We start from the raw sequence: 15,479 nt of genomic DNA, 5'->3' as shown, positions 1-15,479 counted from the left end.
GCTGCTGCCGAGAACCGCGACCTTCATTGCGGAACGCGATAGCCGGCTGTGGGACAAGCTGATTGAACGCAGCCGAGCTCGTCTCGACGGACCCCTTACCGCCGCCGCAGCAAGCTCTTCATCCGGTTGCGCAGCAGGCGCGCCATGTTGCGGGTCTCGCGGTAGAGATGCAACTGCGAGGCGGCCTGGCGGGCGAGACGGTCGGCATCCCTGGTCAACCCGATCACCAATGTGCCGACCGGCTTGCGCTCGCTCCATAGCCGGCTCATCACCGGGTGATCGGGCACGGCGCAGGAATCGGTCATCATGATGTTGGGGTCGTCGAGATGCTGCCTGGTGACTTCGATCATCAGCAGCGTGCCGGGCGAATAGACGGCCAGCGTCTCGTCATAGGCGGTCTTCCAGGTGTAGGCGACGCCGGCCTCGACGAAGACGATCAGGCAAGCGATGGTGCGGCCGTCCAGCGTCAGCGAATGGATGCGGCACATGTCCTGTTCGGCGAGCCGGTGCACCGCCTCGCGGGCAAAGGCGGCGCGGAAGCGGTCGATCGCCATGGCGGTGCGCTCGCGGCCTTTCCAGCCGGACGCTTCCAGCGTCAGGAAGTGCTCGATGGCGTGACGGATCTCCTCGGGGCCGCGTGCCACGACATGTTCGAGCTTGCCGAGATCGCCGAGGCGCCGCTTCAGGCGGCGGAACTCGCGGTAATGGTGCGCGCTGAGCGAAGCCTTCAGATAATCGTCGCCGTCGAGTTCGCTCTCCAGCACGGGGCGTGAGATCTGGCCCGTGGTGACCAGCATCAGGCCGCGCGTCTCGGCCACGGTGCCGATCAGGCTCGCCACCGGACCGTCGAGCCTGATGTCAGGCAGGACCAGGACTTTCGGCAGCTTCAGATGCGGGCGCGACAGCATCGAGAAGAAATCCTCGACCACGCCGACCGGATCGTCGCGGTCGATCAGCGGCGTGCCGAGCGGGCCGAACGGGCTCGACCATGTGCGCATGACCGGCACGCCGAGCGGCACCACCGGCCGTTCCACCGAGATCGGCACCAGCAGGCGCAGCCGGTTGCGGTATTCATCACCGTCGCGGATCACGGCAAGACGCACCTCGCGGTCTTCCAGGCGGGGCATGGCCGGCGCCAGGAAGCGCGGGTTGAAGAAGACGTTCGGCTCGATCGTGCGGGCGCAGAGATAGTCCAGTTCCTCGACCAGGTCGAAGCCGGCCGATGCCGGGTAGATGGCGAGTTTGCGCTCGGGCCGGTTGTTGGCGAGGATCTCGATATGGGCGGGATCAGCGTCGCGCGCCAGCCCGGCAAGGCCGGACACCATGGCGCCGGCGGGGCCGCCGCTGGTTTCCTCGAGCAAGGGGATGGCGGCCATCAGGCGGCTCCTTTGGCTGGCACGAAGATCGCCATGACGATGCCGAGCTTGCGCCAGACCGTGAAGGACAGCGCGCTGGCCTCGAAGATCATGGCAAAGGCGGTGGCCATGGCCGCGCCCCACAAGCCAAAAAGCGGGATCAGCACCACGTTGAGCCCGATGTTGAAGGCCAGGGTCATGGCATAGACGGCGGCGCAGACATTCTGGTTGCCGCTCATGGTGAGCAGGCTTTCGCAGGGACCCACGGCGGCCCGCGCCACGACGCCGAAGACAAGCAGGAACAGGAGCGGATAGCCAGAGGTGAATTCCGGGCCGAACAGCACCAGCATCGGTTCGCCCAGCGCCAGCACCAGGAACGCCATCAGCAGCGAGGGCCAGAAGGTCCACGATACCGTCTCGCGGGCGAAGGCGGCAAGTTTTTCCGGCTCGCCATGGGTGAACTGCGCGTAGCGCTGGGCGACGCCGGCCTTGACCGCGAAATAGACGAAATGCACCAGCGCCAGCGTCTTGACCGTGGCGAAATAGACGGCGACGTCGTTGGGATCCATATAGGCGCCGACCATCAGCACATCGGCATTGGTGAGCAGGAAGAAGAAGCTCTCGACCAGGAAGATCGGCAGCGAGACGATGAACCATTGCGCGAAATGCACTTTCATCGGGCCGGCCGGAATCTGCCTTTCCATGCGCTGGGTGACGCCGATCAACTGAGACAGCGTGGTGACGTAGGTGGCCGCGATCGAGGCGAAGATCGCCGTCCGCGCGTCGGGGGCGTAGCCTGCCCAAAGCATCAGCGCCATGAACAGCAGGATCAGCACCGGCCGTATCAGGTAGGTCGGCGATAGCGCGAACAATGCCCATGAATTGGCACGCGCCAGCCCCTGCAGCAAATCCGACAGCGCAATCATCGGCAGGCAGATGACGCCGAGGATGAACGGTATGACGTAGTAATTTTCGATCCAGGGCGCCGCCAGCCAGACGCCGAGGGCGCCAAGGCCGGCGATCAGCGTCGAGGCGCTCAGCACGAACAGGCGGCTGGCCACGACGATGCCGCGCAATTCGTCCATCAGGCCACGCTCGCGGTATTCGGGAATGAAGCGGATGACCGATGTGTGAAAGCCGAGGCAGGCGAGGTTGCCGACGATGACCATCGTCACCCAGACCAGGACGAAAATGCCGTACTCGAACGAGCCCATCCAGCGCGCCATCAGCACCTGGCTGATGAAGGCGATGACGGCGCTGACGATGCGGATGGAGAAGGCGATGACCGACATGCGGCCGGCTTCGCCGCGCTCATCGGCGGTGAACAGCACGGCGTCGATGCGGTCAAGCAGCGGCCCCACGCGCAGCGCCAAACGCTGCGGCAAGAACCGCCCAGCAGTCGTGGCCGCGGAAAAGCGCACCCCGATTTCTCTCCGTTTTCCGCCTCTTTTCACGCTTTGGTGTAGCGAAGACACCTTAAGAAACGGTTGGGTGAGAGGGCGTGTGTGCAGCAGATGAAGAGCTGCATCAGCGACGAACGGAGGCACAATCATTCGTCGGAGACGGTTCGCTCACCTCTCGCTCCGACTTTTTTGCCTGTCCAATGGCCGCTAGGCGTTGGCCGATGTGTTTACGAGTGAATTTCTAATTGAGTCAGGCCAAAAACAGAATTCGTTGGCCAGCGACTTTCGAATCGTGATTGATTTCGAATCAGCCAGTTTCTGTCAGATGGGTACGGGGGCAAGTTTGCTAGAGTTTGGAGACTACTATTTTTTTGATGAAGATGCGCTTCTTGAGCGGCTCACCAATGGTGCGATTACATCAAAGAGAGAGGTCATCTTCGTTCTTGGAGCTCCTTTAACAGCCCCTTATGGGGACGAGGCAAGAGGAGTCGCGGGGGTTTCGACCGTTGTTGACCTAATACGAAGGCAATTCATCTCCGACGCCAAACAATTGTCAGAGTTCGACCGGCAAGTGCGTGATGCAGAGAATCGCTATCAAGCGGCGTTTCAATTTTTACAAGGGAGGCGCGGACAAGACATCGCCAATCGAATTATTAGGCAAGCGGTGATTGGCGCCTATAAGGGATTGGATGCCGCCGCAGTTTTGGAGAAGCTGGCTGATCTAAAAGAGGAGCAGTTGATCCACCTTGATGAGAACGTTGACGGATGGGTTTTGAGCCCAGGGGTGGAAAACTTGGGCAAACTCTTGTCCAGCCAGGGAGCACCGTTTGGAAGCCTGGTTATAACTTCAAATTTTGATCCTCTGATTTCGGTGGCTGTGAAGCGTTCGGGAGGCGCGGCTTGGCGCACAGCGATTCATACTGATGGTGACTTCAGTCAAAGCAAGGCCAATGGCTATCAAGTTCTGCATATCCACGGATACTGGTATGGGACGGACACCCTACACACGGGGAATCAACTGATTCAGAAACGCCCGTTTCTGCAGAATTCTTTGCTTAATTACCTAGCGGATAAAACTGTAGTAGTTATGGCGTATGGTGGTTGGAGAGACGTCTTCACCGCATCCATTGAGAACATAGTCGGAAACTCCGACTCGTTTCCCGAGGTTTTGTGGGCGTTTCACGATGCTGCTCCTACTATCAGCCCTCACCTTAAATCGGTTCTTGCATCAGGTTTGGTAAGGAATCGCGTAACGTTGTATAATAGTATTGATTGCCATACCTTTCTGCCAAAGCTAGCTAGCTTTTGGCAGGGCCGGGCTGCCCCGGAATCGGCTAGGAATGACCAACCTGCAGCTGCCGTTGCACCATATAAGCCGAAGTTTAAACTTAAGGGTCTTGAGTGTGATCGTCCACCCAATTTTGATGTGTGGGTGGGGAGAGAGTCGGAGCTTCGCGCACTGGAAACCACCAACGCAAAAGTGGTGGCAATTTGCGGCATCGGAGGCCAAGGAAAGTCCACGCTTGCTGCCAAATTCCTTCATTCCGTGGCTAGTGGTGATACAGAATTTCGCTATTGGGACTGGCGAGATTGCAAGGAAGAGGGAGACCGAATTCGGACTCAAATAATTTCTGCGATTGAAAGAATTCTAAGCGCGGAGGATTACGAAAACCCGTTAGATACTGCAACAGATTCGGAGTTGGTTGATCTGTTTATAAGCGTTTCGCTCGAAAGGGCGACGGTCTTTGTTTTTGATAATGTTGACTATTATGTGGATCTGGAACTACGACAATTTACGGGAATACTTAATACACTTGTCCGCGAGTTCTCTAATTCAAAATCTTCTAGCCGTATTATAGCTACCTGCAGGCCGAAGGTAAGTTACGACTTATCTAATGTGGTCACCCTTGGCCTTGATGGGATATCACTGCAGGAAACTATCGAGTTATTTGCGCAACGATCAGGCTCAATTATTGTGCCGAGGGATGATGTCGAATTGGCTCATCAGATGACGGATGGGCATGTCTTTTGGCTCGATCTCTTGGCGGTACAGGTAGCTCGTGTGCCCGGGGTGACGTTAAGAAGGCTAATCGAGGATGTGCGGCGGGATCGTGGTGGGGCACCGGATATTCTATCTTCGATTTGGGGAACCTTGGCTGATCGTGAGCGTACTGTATTGCGCGTAATGGCAGAGGCCATGCGTCCAGAAACGGAAGAAACCATAGAAAAATTCATTTCTTCTCAAATAAATTATAAAAACTTCCGGCGCGCACTTAAATCGCTGATATCATTAAACCTTATTGTGGTAAAACCGGAAACAAACTCCCCAGATTTGTATGACTTGCACCCTCTTGTTAGGCACTTTGTTAGAAAAACATTTGATCGTCCGGAAAGATTTGGGATTATACAAACTGTTATCAATCAGTATGTTGTTATGATCCGAGGACTCGAATCACTGTTGGGCGTTTTTTTGCCTTTGCCGCTTCTGGAGCGTTGGTCACAAAAGGCAGAGCTTGAGATTGAGGCGGGACTGTATGACGATGCGTTTACCACATTAACTCAGTCCGAAGATGCTCTAATAGGCTCTGGCCACTCTGAAGAATTTATTAGAGTCGCCAAGAAGCTCTTTGAGGCGATCGATTGGACGGTTGCTGCAACAACGATAAAACACTTCGATGGCGTACTGTCGGCTTTGATCAGCTGTTTGGATCAGGCCGAGGCTCTTTCAGATGCGGATGACATGCTGGAAAGGTATGCTCGAACTTTAACGTCGAAGACGGCAAGGTATATTAAATATTGTGACGTAATGGCCTATTCGTCTTGGCAACGACGCAAATATGAGGAGGCGATTGAGTGGGCGACAAAAGGTCAGGACCTCAAAGAAACTTCCACTGTTGACACCGTATACGACTGCTCTCACACACTCGCCCTTGCACAGAGAGATGGTGGAGAGCCTGCAACGGCTCTGGAATTCTTTGCCAGATCGTACAGCATTTCGGATCTTGTGGATCCCAGAAGCGAGGTCGCTTCGGACGAACCAACCGTTTTGGGCAATGTCGGCCGCTGTCTTCAGATGACTGGAAGATATCAGGATGCGTTGGTATGCTACCGAAAATCGGCTAAAGCTCTAGAGAGCGATAACAGCAGGCACCATATCAGCAACCAGGCTTATGCTAGGCAGTGGATTGCTGACACCCTCGCACGCTTGGGAAAGAACAACTTGGCTTATTGCTTTTATTCTGACGCAGAGGAGCTGACGTCCAAATTTGCACCTGGCAGGTTTAGGCAAATCGTGCGCGAGAAGGAAGCGCTGTTCCCACCGGAGGCCCGGCCCGAAATTTCTCTCTCAGAGGCGAGACGTCGGGTTGAGGCATGGATTGCTGGCCGCACACCGTTAATAGCTTAATCGAAGTTGTGACCGGCCCTGAGGTCAATACACCGATATATCCATGATGTCATCCTAAGCAACAGGTGAGGTTCATGTCTAGCTAGCGGGCTATCAAGGTATGCCGCGCTTTCTGGGCAGAAGCGCCGACTTGTATGACGCCAAGCCCAGCGCGGCAGGCTCATCGATTAGGAACTGCTAGTCCCGTCGCGAGGACTGAATCGCATCGCGCGCGTTCGACAAGATCGCGGCTAGCTTTGGCTAAGCAAACGCCCCGTGGCAGTGCTTGTATTTCTTGCCGGAGCCGCAGGGGCAGGCTTCGTTGCGGCCGACCTTGCCCCAGGTCGCCTGGTTGTTCGGATCGCGGTTCTCGGGAGCCACGATGGCGGTCGTCTCCGGGCGGACCAGGACGGCGGTCTCGCCGCCTTCGAAATCATTCTCGCCGGTGGTGCCGTCAATATGCGTGCCGAACATGTCGGGGGCTTCCGGCGGCGGGGCTTCGGCGGCCTGGCGGACCAGTTCGACGCGCATCAGCTGCGCGGTGACGGCCTGGCGCAGATTGCCCAGCATCGCCTGGAACAGCTCGAACGCCTCGCCCTTGTATTCCTGCAGCGGATCGCGCTGGGCGTAGCCGCGGAAGCCGACGACCGAGCGCAGGTGATCGAGATTGACGATGTGCTCGCGCCACAAATGGTCGAGCGTCTGCAGCACCACGGAGCGCTCGACATAGGTCATCACCTCGGGGCCGAAACGGTCGGCGCGTTCTTGTGCCGCGGCTTCGGCGGCTTGAGAGATGCGCTCGCGGATGTCGTCCTCGGCGATGCCTTCTTCCTTCACCCAGTCCTCGATCGGCAGGTCGAGATTGAGGAATTCGGCGACCTCGGCCTTCAGGCCGGCGACGTCCCACTGTTCGGCATAGGCGTTTTCGGGAATGGCCTTGGCGACGACCTCGTCGATGACGCCTTCGCGCATCTCGGCAATGGTTTCCGATAGGCCTTCGCCGTCCATCAGTTCGATGCGCTGCTCGAACACCACCTTGCGCTGGTCGTTGGAGACGTCGTCATATTTCAACAGGTTCTTGCGGATGTCGAAGTTGCGGGCCTCGACCTTCTTCTGCGCCTTTTCCAGCGCCTTGTTGATCCAGGGATGGATGATGGCCTCGTCTTCCTTGAGGCCGAGCTTCTGCAGCATGCCGTCCATGCGCTCGGAACCGAAGATGCGCATCAGATCGTCCTGCAGCGACAGGAAGAATTTCGAGCGGCCCGGGTCGCCCTGGCGGCCGGAACGGCCTCTGAGCTGATTGTCGATGCGGCGTGACTCATGGCGCTCGGTGGCGAGCACGTAGAGGCCGCCAGCGGCCAGCGCCTTTTCCTTCAGGCGCTCGATGTCGGCGTTGATTTCCTTTTCACGCGCCTCGCGCTCGGGACCCTCCGGCATGTCGCCCAGTTCGTCGGCGATGCGCATCTCGGCATTGCCGCCGAGCTTGATGTCGGTGCCGCGGCCGGCCATGTTGGTGGCGATGGTGATGGCGCCGGGCTTGCCGGCCTGGGCGACGATCGCCGCCTCGCGCTCGTGGTGGCGGGCGTTCAGCACTTCGAAATCCTTGAAGCCTTCCTTGCGCAGGCGCTCGGCCAACTGCTCGGACTTTTCGATCGAGGTGGTGCCGACCAACGTCGGCTGGCCCTTGGCGCTGGCTTCGCGGATCTCCCTGACGATCGCCTTGTACTTCTCCTCGACCGTCCGGTAGACCTCGTCGTCCTCGTCCTTGCGGATAACGGGCAGGTTGGTCGGGATCTCGGTGACCTCGAGGCCGTAGATGTTGCCGAATTCCTCGGCTTCGGTCAGCGCCGTGCCGGTCATGCCGGAAAGCTTCTTGTAGAGGCGGAAGTAGTTCTGGAATGTGACGGAGGCCAGCGTCTGGTTCTCCGGCTGGATCGCCACATGTTCCTTGGCTTCGAGCGCCTGGTGCAGGCCTTCCGAATAGCGGCGGCCGGGCATCATGCGGCCGGTGAACTCGTCGATGATGACGATCTCGCCGTTGCGCACGATGTAGTCCTTGTCGCGCTGGAACAGCCGGTGCGCCTTCAGCGCGTTGTTGACGTGATGGACGATGGCGACGTTCTCGACGTCGTAGAGCGACTCGCCCTTGAGCAGGTCGGCGTCGCGCAGCATATTCTCGAGCTTCTCGGTGCCTTCCTCGGTGAAGATCGAGGTCTTCTGCTTCTCATCGATCTCGTAATCCTGAGGCTGCAGCTTGATGATGAAGGTGTCGATGGTGTTGTACATTTCCGAACGGTCCTCGAGCGGACCGGAAATGATCAGCGGCGTGCGCGCCTCGTCGACCAGGATGGAATCGACCTCGTCGACGATCGCGTAATTGTGACCGCGCTGCACCATCTGGGCGCGCTCGTACTTCATGTTGTCGCGCAGATAGTCGAAGCCGAGCTCGTTGTTGGTGGCGTAGGTGACGTCGGAGGCGTAGGCGACGCGACGCTCCTCGTCCGACAGGCCGTGGACGATGACGCCGACCGACAGGCCGAGGAATTTGTAGACGCGGCCCATCCATTCGGAGTCGCGGGTGGCGAGGTAGTCGTTGACGGTGACGACATGGACGCCGTTGCCGGCGAGTGCATTGAGATAGACCGGCAGCGTCGCGACCAGGGTCTTGCCCTCGCCGGTGCGCATCTCGGCAATGCCGCCATTGTGCAGCACCATGCCGCCGATCAGCTGGACGTCGAAGGGACGCATGCCAAGCACACGGCGCGCCGCCTCGCGGGCGGTCGCGAAGGCTGGGATCAGCAGATCGTCAAGGCTGGCGCCGTTGGCGATGTCCTGGCGGAATTTTTCCGTGCGGCCGGCAAGCTCGGCGTCGGAGAGCGCCCGCATCTCGTTTTCCATGGCGTTGATCGCCTCGACACGGGGGCGGGTCGATTTGACCCGACGGTCGTTGGAGGAACCGAAAACCTTACGGGCGAGACCGCCGAGACTGACCATCCAATGGTCCTTTCGATAGAATTCTCAATCTTGAGACAGGCGCCGGCCGGCCCCATCACATCCACGTGAACGCACCGCTTGAATGCGGGCAAACACAAAAAGCGCCCGGAAAACGGTTCTGGACGCCAAGTCGATGGACAGATAAGAGGGGGCTCAACTGATGTCAACGCCGCGCTGGCCCTGCCGGTCGCGCCAAATTCCGCCATAATCTGGCTGATCTGGAAGCCGCCCTCCTTACAATCCCTTACCGGAGTCATTCTTATGTCCTTGTTGTTCAGCCGTGCGTCGCTTGCCAGCCTTGGCCTGGCCCTCGGCCTGTCGGCTCTTTGCCTGTCGCCATCGATGGCGCAGGAGACCGCTCCCGCATCGGCCGCCCCGGCGGAGGCGGCCGCACCGGCCGCGGCGCCGGTCGATCCGAACACCGTGATCGCCACCGTCAACGGCCAGCCCTTGACCGAAGCCGATTTGATGCTTGCCGAGGGCGAGCTGTCGCAGCAGTTCGCGCAGTTGCCGCCTGAACAGCGCCGCGCCGCCGCCCTTTCGGCGGCGATCGAAATCCGTGTCATGGCCGCCAAGGCCGTTACCGACGGTCTTGACAAGGATCCCGATTTCCAGCGCCGCATGGCCTTCCTGCAGCAGCGCGCGCTGCATGGCGAGATGGTCGAAAAGGGCGTCGTCGACAAGGTCACCGATGCCGAGGTTCGCGCCCGCTACGACCAGGAAATCGCCAACACCCCGCCGGTCAACGAGGTGCATGCCCGTCACATCCTCGTGAAGACCAAGGAAGAGGCCGAGGCGATCATCAAGCAGCTCGACGGCGGCGCCGACTTCCAGAAGCTCGCCAACGAACACACCTCGGATCCGAGCGGCAAGTCCAATGGCGGCGACCTCGGCTGGTTCGGGCCTGGCCAGATGGTGCCGGAGTTCGACAAGGCGGCCTTCGCGCTCGATGTCGGCAAGTACACCGAGCAGCCGGTGCAGTCGCAGTTCGGCTGGCACGTCATCAAGCTCGAGGACAAGCGCGCCAAGCAGCCGCCGGCCTTCGACGAGGTCAAGGATCAGGCCAAGCAGGCCGTCATCCGCGACAAGTATTTCGCGCTGGTCAAATCGCTGCGCGCCGGTGCCAAGGTCGAGATCCCCGACGCCAACCTCAAGAAGGCCGTCGATACGCTGGAAAGCGCCAAGTAAGCCCGAACAGCTTCGAAAAGGGCGCGGCAGCCGGAAGGTGCCGCGCCCTTTTTGTTGGCACGTGCCAGCGGGCGCCTATCTGCCGGGCGCTGCTATGCCTTGCAGGAGATAGCGGACCACCTTGCGAATCGTCGCCTCGGGCTCGTCGAGCCGGTTGGTCAGGAGATGCCGCCACGCGTAGGAAGCCAGGAGGTCGGCGACCACGGCCGGATCGATATCGCTGGCGATTTCGCCCCTTGCCTTGGCACGTTCGATGATCCGGGTGGTGTGGGCGCGGCGTCCGCTGGCGTAACCGGCAAGAGCCTCGGCCGCGGTCTCATCCGACTGCGCCTCGGCGATCAGCGACCTGAACACGCTTCCCGACGATGTCTCGCGCCAGTGGAAGAACAGGTTCTCCAGGAGGCCGACGAGATCTTCTTCCAGTTTTCCCGTATCGGGAACGTCGACGCGTTTCTGGCGCTGGTAGACTTCCAGCAGCAGCGCCGCCTTGCTCGGCCACCAGCGATAGATGGTCGGCTTGCCGGCCCGGGCGCGCCGCGCCACCGCCTCGATCGAAAAGCCGGCATAGCCGGCCTCGACGAGCACGGCCTCGGCTGCCTCCAGAATGGCGTCCGCACTGTCGGGATTGCGCCGCGCCCCGATCGATCTGCGCGCCGTATCCGCCGCCTCGGCCATTCCTGTCGTCCTCGTTCAATTCGCCGGCATGATAAGTGATCCGGTGATGAAACGAAACGATCCGTTTTTGGATGCAGAGGCGCCGTCATCAGGCGGTGGTCGTCACATCGGCTGCGACGTCTCGGACACGATGCGCCATCCCTTATCGGTCTTGATCAATTCCAGCGTCACCCGCGCCTTGCCGGCCACGCGCGCCGCCGACTTGTCCTTTGGCGTGTAGTCGTAGCTCATGGCAAAGACGGCCTGGGCGCTGCCCTCGCCGTGCGGTGTAACCTCGAGGCTGCCGGGGTCGAGGCCAAGCGACCAGGAGGCCCATTGCGCGAACCAGTCGCCCTTCACCTTCGCAAGCGTCTCGGCATCGTAAGGCGTGCCGAAGATGGTGGCGGATGCGCCATAAAGCCGTCTGACGGCCGCGCGCATGTCCTTGGTGTCAGGCTGCAGATAGTCGTCGCGCAGGAACTTCTCGATCGCGCTTTTGTCGTCGCCGACCGAACGCTCGAGCGCAGCCACTTGCGTCGAGGGCGCGGGCGCGGCCGTCGGTTCCGGGGCCTTCACCGGTCCTTCGCCCGGCACGAACTCGAAGCGTTCGAGCAGCGATCCCTGCTCCCAGGGTCGCTGGGCCTCGCGGGTTTGCGAAACCACGTCGCGGCGCACCGCGATCATCATGTCGTTGATGCTCTGGCCGGGTTCGGCGATATGGCGCAGCAGGGCCTGGGCGAAAGGCGAGTTGCGCCCGCTGCCGTCCATGGCGACAGCACCTGGCGCGGTCGAAAAGGCGATGAAGGAACCGCGCGTCGAATCGAACTGCGCCAGACCCGCCAGCGCCGTCGCCGAGCGGGTGGTGGCGGTGCGGCTCAGGCTGCGGGCAAACGGGTTGTTGCGGCAGGCATCGAGGAAGACCAGGCTGACCTTGGTCTGCTGTTCCATGATGTCGAGGACTTCGTCGATCGGCACGGCTTCGAGCTGCAGCTTCACCGGCATGTCGAGCCTGGCGTCGACCGGCACGATGTAATTGCGGCCGTCGACCTGAAGGCCGTGGCCGGCATAGTAGAAAAGCCCGACGCCGGCACCTTCGAGCGCATCGGAGAACTCGCCGATGCTGTGTTCAAGCTCGCGCTTGCCGAGGTCGTTGCCTTCGATGACCTCGAAGCCGATGGAACGCAGCTTGTCGGCGATGTCGAGCGCGTCGTTGACCGGATTGGCCAGCGTGCCGGCCTCGGCATAGGTACCGTTGCCGATGACGAGCGCGACGCGCCGCCCCGGCTCGGCGTCGGCGCGCAGCAACAGAAGTCCGAGAAATGCCCAAGCGAGGATCGCAAGCCTGCCCATGGGGAAGATCATAGCGCCACGGACCCCGGCGATGCCAACGGATTTGAAATGCAAGCTTAATCCTGACCGGGTTTGTCCCTGGCCGGAGCGACGAAAACGCGCTTGCGCCCGCGCGCCGTATCGGGCAAACCGGCCTTCCCCTTGCGATTTTCCCGCCCGAGGTCTCCATGTCCACGACGATTTCGCCGCTCGCGCCGAAGAAATACCCCAAAATGCCGGAAATCGAAGGGGTGCGCATCGCCACCGCCGAAGCGGGGATAAAGTACAAGAACCGCACCGATCTGCTGGCCATGGTGTTCGACGCCGGTACCGCGGTCGCCGGCGTGTTCACCAAGTCGAAATGCCCCTCGGCGCCGGTCGATTTCTGCCGCCAGAACCTTGGCGCCGGCCAGGCGCGGGTGCTGGTCGTCAATTCCGGCAACGCCAACGCCTTCACCGGCAAGAAGGGCCGCGAGTCCACCGCGATGACGGGCGAAGCGGCGGCGAAGGCCGCGGGCTGCACGCCAGGCGAGGTTTTCCTGGCTTCGACCGGCGTCATCGGCGAGCCGCTCGACACATCCAAGTTCAGCCATCTGCTCGCCGGGCTGGTCAGCGATGGCAAGCCGAACCTGTGGACCGAGGCTGCAAGGGCCATCATGACCACGGACACCTATCCGAAAGTGGCGACGCAGACGGTGAAGCTCGGCGACGCAGATGTCACCATCAACGGCATTTCCAAGGGTGCCGGCATGATCGCGCCAGACATGGCGACGATGCTCTCCTTCATCGCCACCGACGCGCCGATCGCGGCACCGGTCCTGCAGGACCTTTTGTCGCGCGGCACTGCCAAGACATTCAACGCGGTGACCGTCGACAGCGACACCTCGACCAGCGACACGCTGTTGTTGTTCGCCACCGGCAAGGCGGCAAAGCGCGGCGCGCCTGAAATCACCGATCCCAGGGATGCCCGCCTTGGTCAGTTCCGCCGGGCGCTCGGCAAGGTGCTGAAGTCGCTGGCGCTGCAAGTGGTGCGTGACGGCGAGGGCGCGCGCAAGCAGGTCGAAGTCACCGTCACCGGGGCCAAGTCGGCCCGCTCGGCCAAGCGCATCGCGCTGTCGATCGCCAATTCGCCGCTGGTCAAGACGGCGGTCGCCGGCGAGGACGCCAATTGGGGCCGCGTCGTCATGGCCGTCGGCAAGGCCGGCGAGCCCGCCGACCGCGACCGGCTGTCGATCTGGTTCGGCGACAACCGGCTGGCGCATGAGGGCGAGCGCGACCCGGCCTACTCGGAGGAAGCGACCTCGGCCTACATGAAGCGCGATGACATCCGCATCCGCGCCGATATCGGCATCGGCCGCGGCAAGGCGACGGTGTGGACCTGCGATCTCACCAAGGAATATGTCGCCATCAACGGCGACTACCGGAGCTGATCGCGTTGGTTTCGCGTCATCCGGCAAGCATGCTCGCGACCGTGCGCCGCTACGAGGCGGCTGGCTTTCGCGCCTGGCCCGCGGCCGCCGTCCATTATGACGGCACGTGGGTGGTGCGCCTGACCGCGGGACATCCGGCCAAGCGGCTGAACTCGGTCAATCCGCTCGATCCCGGCGACATCCAGCACATCGCCGACCGCATTGGCCGCGCCAGCCGCCGCTTCGACGCCTATGGCCGGCCATTGACGTTCCGCATGTCGCCACTGTCGGGCCCCGATCTTGCCGGCCATCTCGACAAGGAAGGCTGGAGCCGGTTCGACGAATCGCTCGTCATGCGGCTGCAGTTGGCGGACGCGCGGCTCGACGACGCCATGGACCAGATTCCGCTCAAGGACATCAGCCGCTTCATCGGAGCATTGCTCAAGGTCAGCGGCTCGGACATATCGCTGCGGCCGGGCCTGTCGGAGATCATCGGCGCTATCCAGCCCGAAGCCGGGCTGTTCGCGCTCGAGGATGGGGCGGAGCCGCTGGCGACGTTGATCTGCGTGCATGACGGCGATCTTGCCGGCCTGTTCGAGGTCGCCACCGACAAGGCGGCGCGCAACAAGGGGCACGGCCGCAACCTGATCCTGTCGGCGTTGAAATGGGCGCGGCTGCGCGGCGCGCGGGAGGCCTGGCTGCAGGTCGAGGCCGGCAACGCGCCGGCGCTGGCGCTCTACCGCGCGCTCGGCTTCGAGGAAGTCTACCGCTACCACTACCGCCGGCCGCCCGGCCATGAATGATCTGACATCCGGCGGCAAGCGCCTGCTCCTGGTCGCCGCTTGCGCGCTGGTCGACGCCGATGGCCGCGTGCTGCTGGCGCAGCGTCCGCAAGGCAAGCAGCTTGCCGGCCTGTGGGAGTTTCCCGGCGGCAAGGTCGAGCCCGGCGAGACGCCGGAACAATGCCTCATCCGTGAACTGCATGAGGAGATCGGCATCGAAACCGAAATCCCATGCCTGGCGCCACTGACCTTTGCCAGCCATTCCTACGACGACTTCCATCTCTTGATGCCGCTGTTTGTCTGCCGCCGCTTCCGCGGCATCGCCCAGCCGAGGGAAGGGCAGGCGCTGAAATGGGTGCGGCCGAAACAGATGCGCGACTATCCGATGCCGCCGGCCGATGCGCCGTTGATCCCGTTCCTGATCGATCTCCTCTGACGATCGAGAGCTGATGGACCGCGGTCCATATCAGCCAGCGTTAATGGAAGATTTATCTCATCATGAAAAATTGATGCATGGCCGTTTTTCGCGTGGCCGCCACAAATTCGCTGGGGAGCGAGGAATGAGCCTGGACAGGGAGTGGGATTCGATCCGGCCCGAGCGCGGTTTTCGTGCCGCCGATGCCGGCATGGGCGTCCTGCGGATCGCGCTGCTGTTCGGGTCGGCCGCGGTGGCGCTGGCGCTGATCGCGACCCCTTTCCTCGACAGCCAGACGCGTTCGCAAACGGCCCGCGATGGTTTCCCCGGCCTCGACATGACGGCTACCGGTTCGATCAGCCACCGCAGCACGTATACAGTGCGCCGCAGCGTGCTGCAGGCCGAACCCGGTGGGGTCTGCATTATCCGCTCCGATGGCAAAAGCAGCGGCGACTGCTGACAAGGTTAAGGCATTGCCGAAAGGCGGCGATTTCATCCCCTGTTAAGCCTTTGCCGTTAACCTTTCTTAACAGATCGGCCGTAAGATCGTGGCAAGGGGGAAATG

Annotated in this window: 11 protein-coding genes; 6 read left to right on the top strand and 5 right to left on the bottom strand. The window is 61.3% G+C overall.

The genetic code is table 11. The annotated features are described in order from the left end of the window. Positions 1-95: 95 nt before the first annotated feature. Positions 96-1,376, bottom strand: a complete 1,281-nt coding sequence (locus tag EN845_RS20165) for a GNAT family N-acetyltransferase (protein ID WP_127872277.1) — start codon at positions 1,374-1,376, stop codon at positions 96-98. Then, on the bottom strand, positions 1,376-2,776 hold the full coding sequence (locus EN845_RS20160; RefSeq protein ID WP_127872278.1) for a lipopolysaccharide biosynthesis protein: 1,401 nt from the start codon (positions 2,774-2,776) through the stop codon (positions 1,376-1,378). The genes EN845_RS20165 and EN845_RS20160 overlap by 1 nt, the downstream gene beginning before the upstream one ends. A 205-nt stretch (positions 2,777-2,981) precedes the next feature. On the opposite strand from EN845_RS20160, the gene EN845_RS20155 reads away from it, so the two are divergent. Further along, positions 2,982-6,164, top strand: a complete 3,183-nt coding sequence (locus tag EN845_RS20155; RefSeq protein WP_348631104.1) for an SIR2 family protein — start codon at positions 2,982-2,984, stop codon at positions 6,162-6,164. 240 nt (positions 6,165-6,404) lie between these two features. Here EN845_RS20155 and secA read toward each other — a convergent pair whose 3' ends face one another. Beyond that, complete coding sequence (gene secA / locus EN845_RS20150) at positions 6,405-9,137, bottom strand: preprotein translocase subunit SecA (protein WP_127872280.1); 2,733 nt, start codon at positions 9,135-9,137, stop codon at positions 6,405-6,407. 261 nt (positions 9,138-9,398) lie between these two features. Here secA and EN845_RS20145 point away from each other — a divergent pair, with 261 nt between their 5' ends. Next, positions 9,399-10,325, top strand: coding sequence for a peptidylprolyl isomerase (locus EN845_RS20145; RefSeq protein ID WP_127872281.1), 927 nt, complete (start codon positions 9,399-9,401; stop codon positions 10,323-10,325). A 75-nt stretch (positions 10,326-10,400) separates the two neighbouring features. Here EN845_RS20145 and EN845_RS20140 read toward each other — a convergent pair whose 3' ends face one another. Both EN845_RS20140 and EN845_RS20135 read right to left on the bottom strand, forming a co-directional pair. After that, positions 10,401-11,000, bottom strand: coding sequence for a TetR/AcrR family transcriptional regulator (locus EN845_RS20140; RefSeq protein WP_127872282.1), 600 nt, complete (start codon positions 10,998-11,000; stop codon positions 10,401-10,403). 102 nt (positions 11,001-11,102) lie between these two features. Further along, the gene (locus tag EN845_RS20135; RefSeq protein ID WP_127872356.1) at positions 11,103-12,329 is read right to left on the bottom strand and encodes a caspase domain-containing protein; all 1,227 of its coding nucleotides are present in this window, start codon (positions 12,327-12,329) and stop codon (positions 11,103-11,105) included. 167 nt (positions 12,330-12,496) lie between these two features. Between EN845_RS20135 and argJ the strand changes: the two genes are divergently transcribed. The 4 genes from argJ (at position 12,497) to EN845_RS20115 (ending at position 15,374) form a co-directional block, all read left to right on the top strand. Next, on the top strand, positions 12,497-13,738 hold the full coding sequence (gene argJ / locus EN845_RS20130; protein WP_127872283.1) for a bifunctional glutamate N-acetyltransferase/amino-acid acetyltransferase ArgJ: 1,242 nt from the start codon (positions 12,497-12,499) through the stop codon (positions 13,736-13,738). A 29-nt stretch (positions 13,739-13,767) separates the two neighbouring features. Further along, positions 13,768-14,520 carry a GNAT family N-acetyltransferase gene (locus EN845_RS20125; protein WP_127872357.1) on the top strand — a complete coding sequence of 251 codons (753 nt, stop codon included), beginning with the start codon at positions 13,768-13,770 and terminating at the stop codon, positions 14,518-14,520. After that, a complete protein-coding gene (locus EN845_RS20120) occupies positions 14,513-14,935 on the top strand; it encodes a (deoxy)nucleoside triphosphate pyrophosphohydrolase (protein WP_127872284.1) in 423 nt (140 codons plus the stop codon). The genes EN845_RS20125 and EN845_RS20120 overlap by 8 nt, the downstream gene beginning before the upstream one ends. Before the next feature lie 124 nt (positions 14,936-15,059). After that, a complete protein-coding gene (locus EN845_RS20115) occupies positions 15,060-15,374 on the top strand; it encodes a hypothetical protein (protein WP_127872285.1) in 315 nt (104 codons plus the stop codon). Positions 15,375-15,479: the final 105 nt, after the last annotated feature.

This window comes from Mesorhizobium sp. M8A.F.Ca.ET.202.01.1.1, assembly GCF_004791595.1.
Lineage (GTDB): Bacteria > Pseudomonadota > Alphaproteobacteria > Rhizobiales > Rhizobiaceae > Mesorhizobium.
This window is presented reverse-complemented; position numbering and strand designations above follow the sequence as displayed.

Excerpts from the sequence above, each read along its gene's own strand:
- EN845_RS20165 (WP_127872277.1), bottom strand. The coding sequence starts at position 1,376 with ATGGCCGCCATCCCCTTGCTCGAGGAAACCAGCGGCGGCCCCGCCGGC.
- secA (WP_127872280.1), bottom strand. The coding sequence starts at position 9,137 with ATGGTCAGTCTCGGCGGTCTCGCCCGTAAGGTTTTCGGTTCCTCCAAC.
- EN845_RS20145 (WP_127872281.1), top strand. The coding sequence starts at position 9,399 with ATGTCCTTGTTGTTCAGCCGTGCGTCGCTTGCCAGCCTTGGCCTGGCC.
- EN845_RS20140 (WP_127872282.1), bottom strand. The coding sequence starts at position 11,000 with ATGGCCGAGGCGGCGGATACGGCGCGCAGATCGATCGGGGCGCGGCGC.
- EN845_RS20135 (WP_127872356.1), bottom strand. The coding sequence starts at position 12,329 with ATGGGCAGGCTTGCGATCCTCGCTTGGGCATTTCTCGGACTTCTGTTG.
- argJ (WP_127872283.1), top strand. The coding sequence starts at position 12,497 with ATGTCCACGACGATTTCGCCGCTCGCGCCGAAGAAATACCCCAAAATG.
- EN845_RS20125 (WP_127872357.1), top strand. The coding sequence starts at position 13,768 with ATGCTCGCGACCGTGCGCCGCTACGAGGCGGCTGGCTTTCGCGCCTGG.
- EN845_RS20120 (WP_127872284.1), top strand. The coding sequence starts at position 14,513 with ATGAATGATCTGACATCCGGCGGCAAGCGCCTGCTCCTGGTCGCCGCT.
- EN845_RS20115 (WP_127872285.1), top strand. The coding sequence starts at position 15,060 with ATGAGCCTGGACAGGGAGTGGGATTCGATCCGGCCCGAGCGCGGTTTT.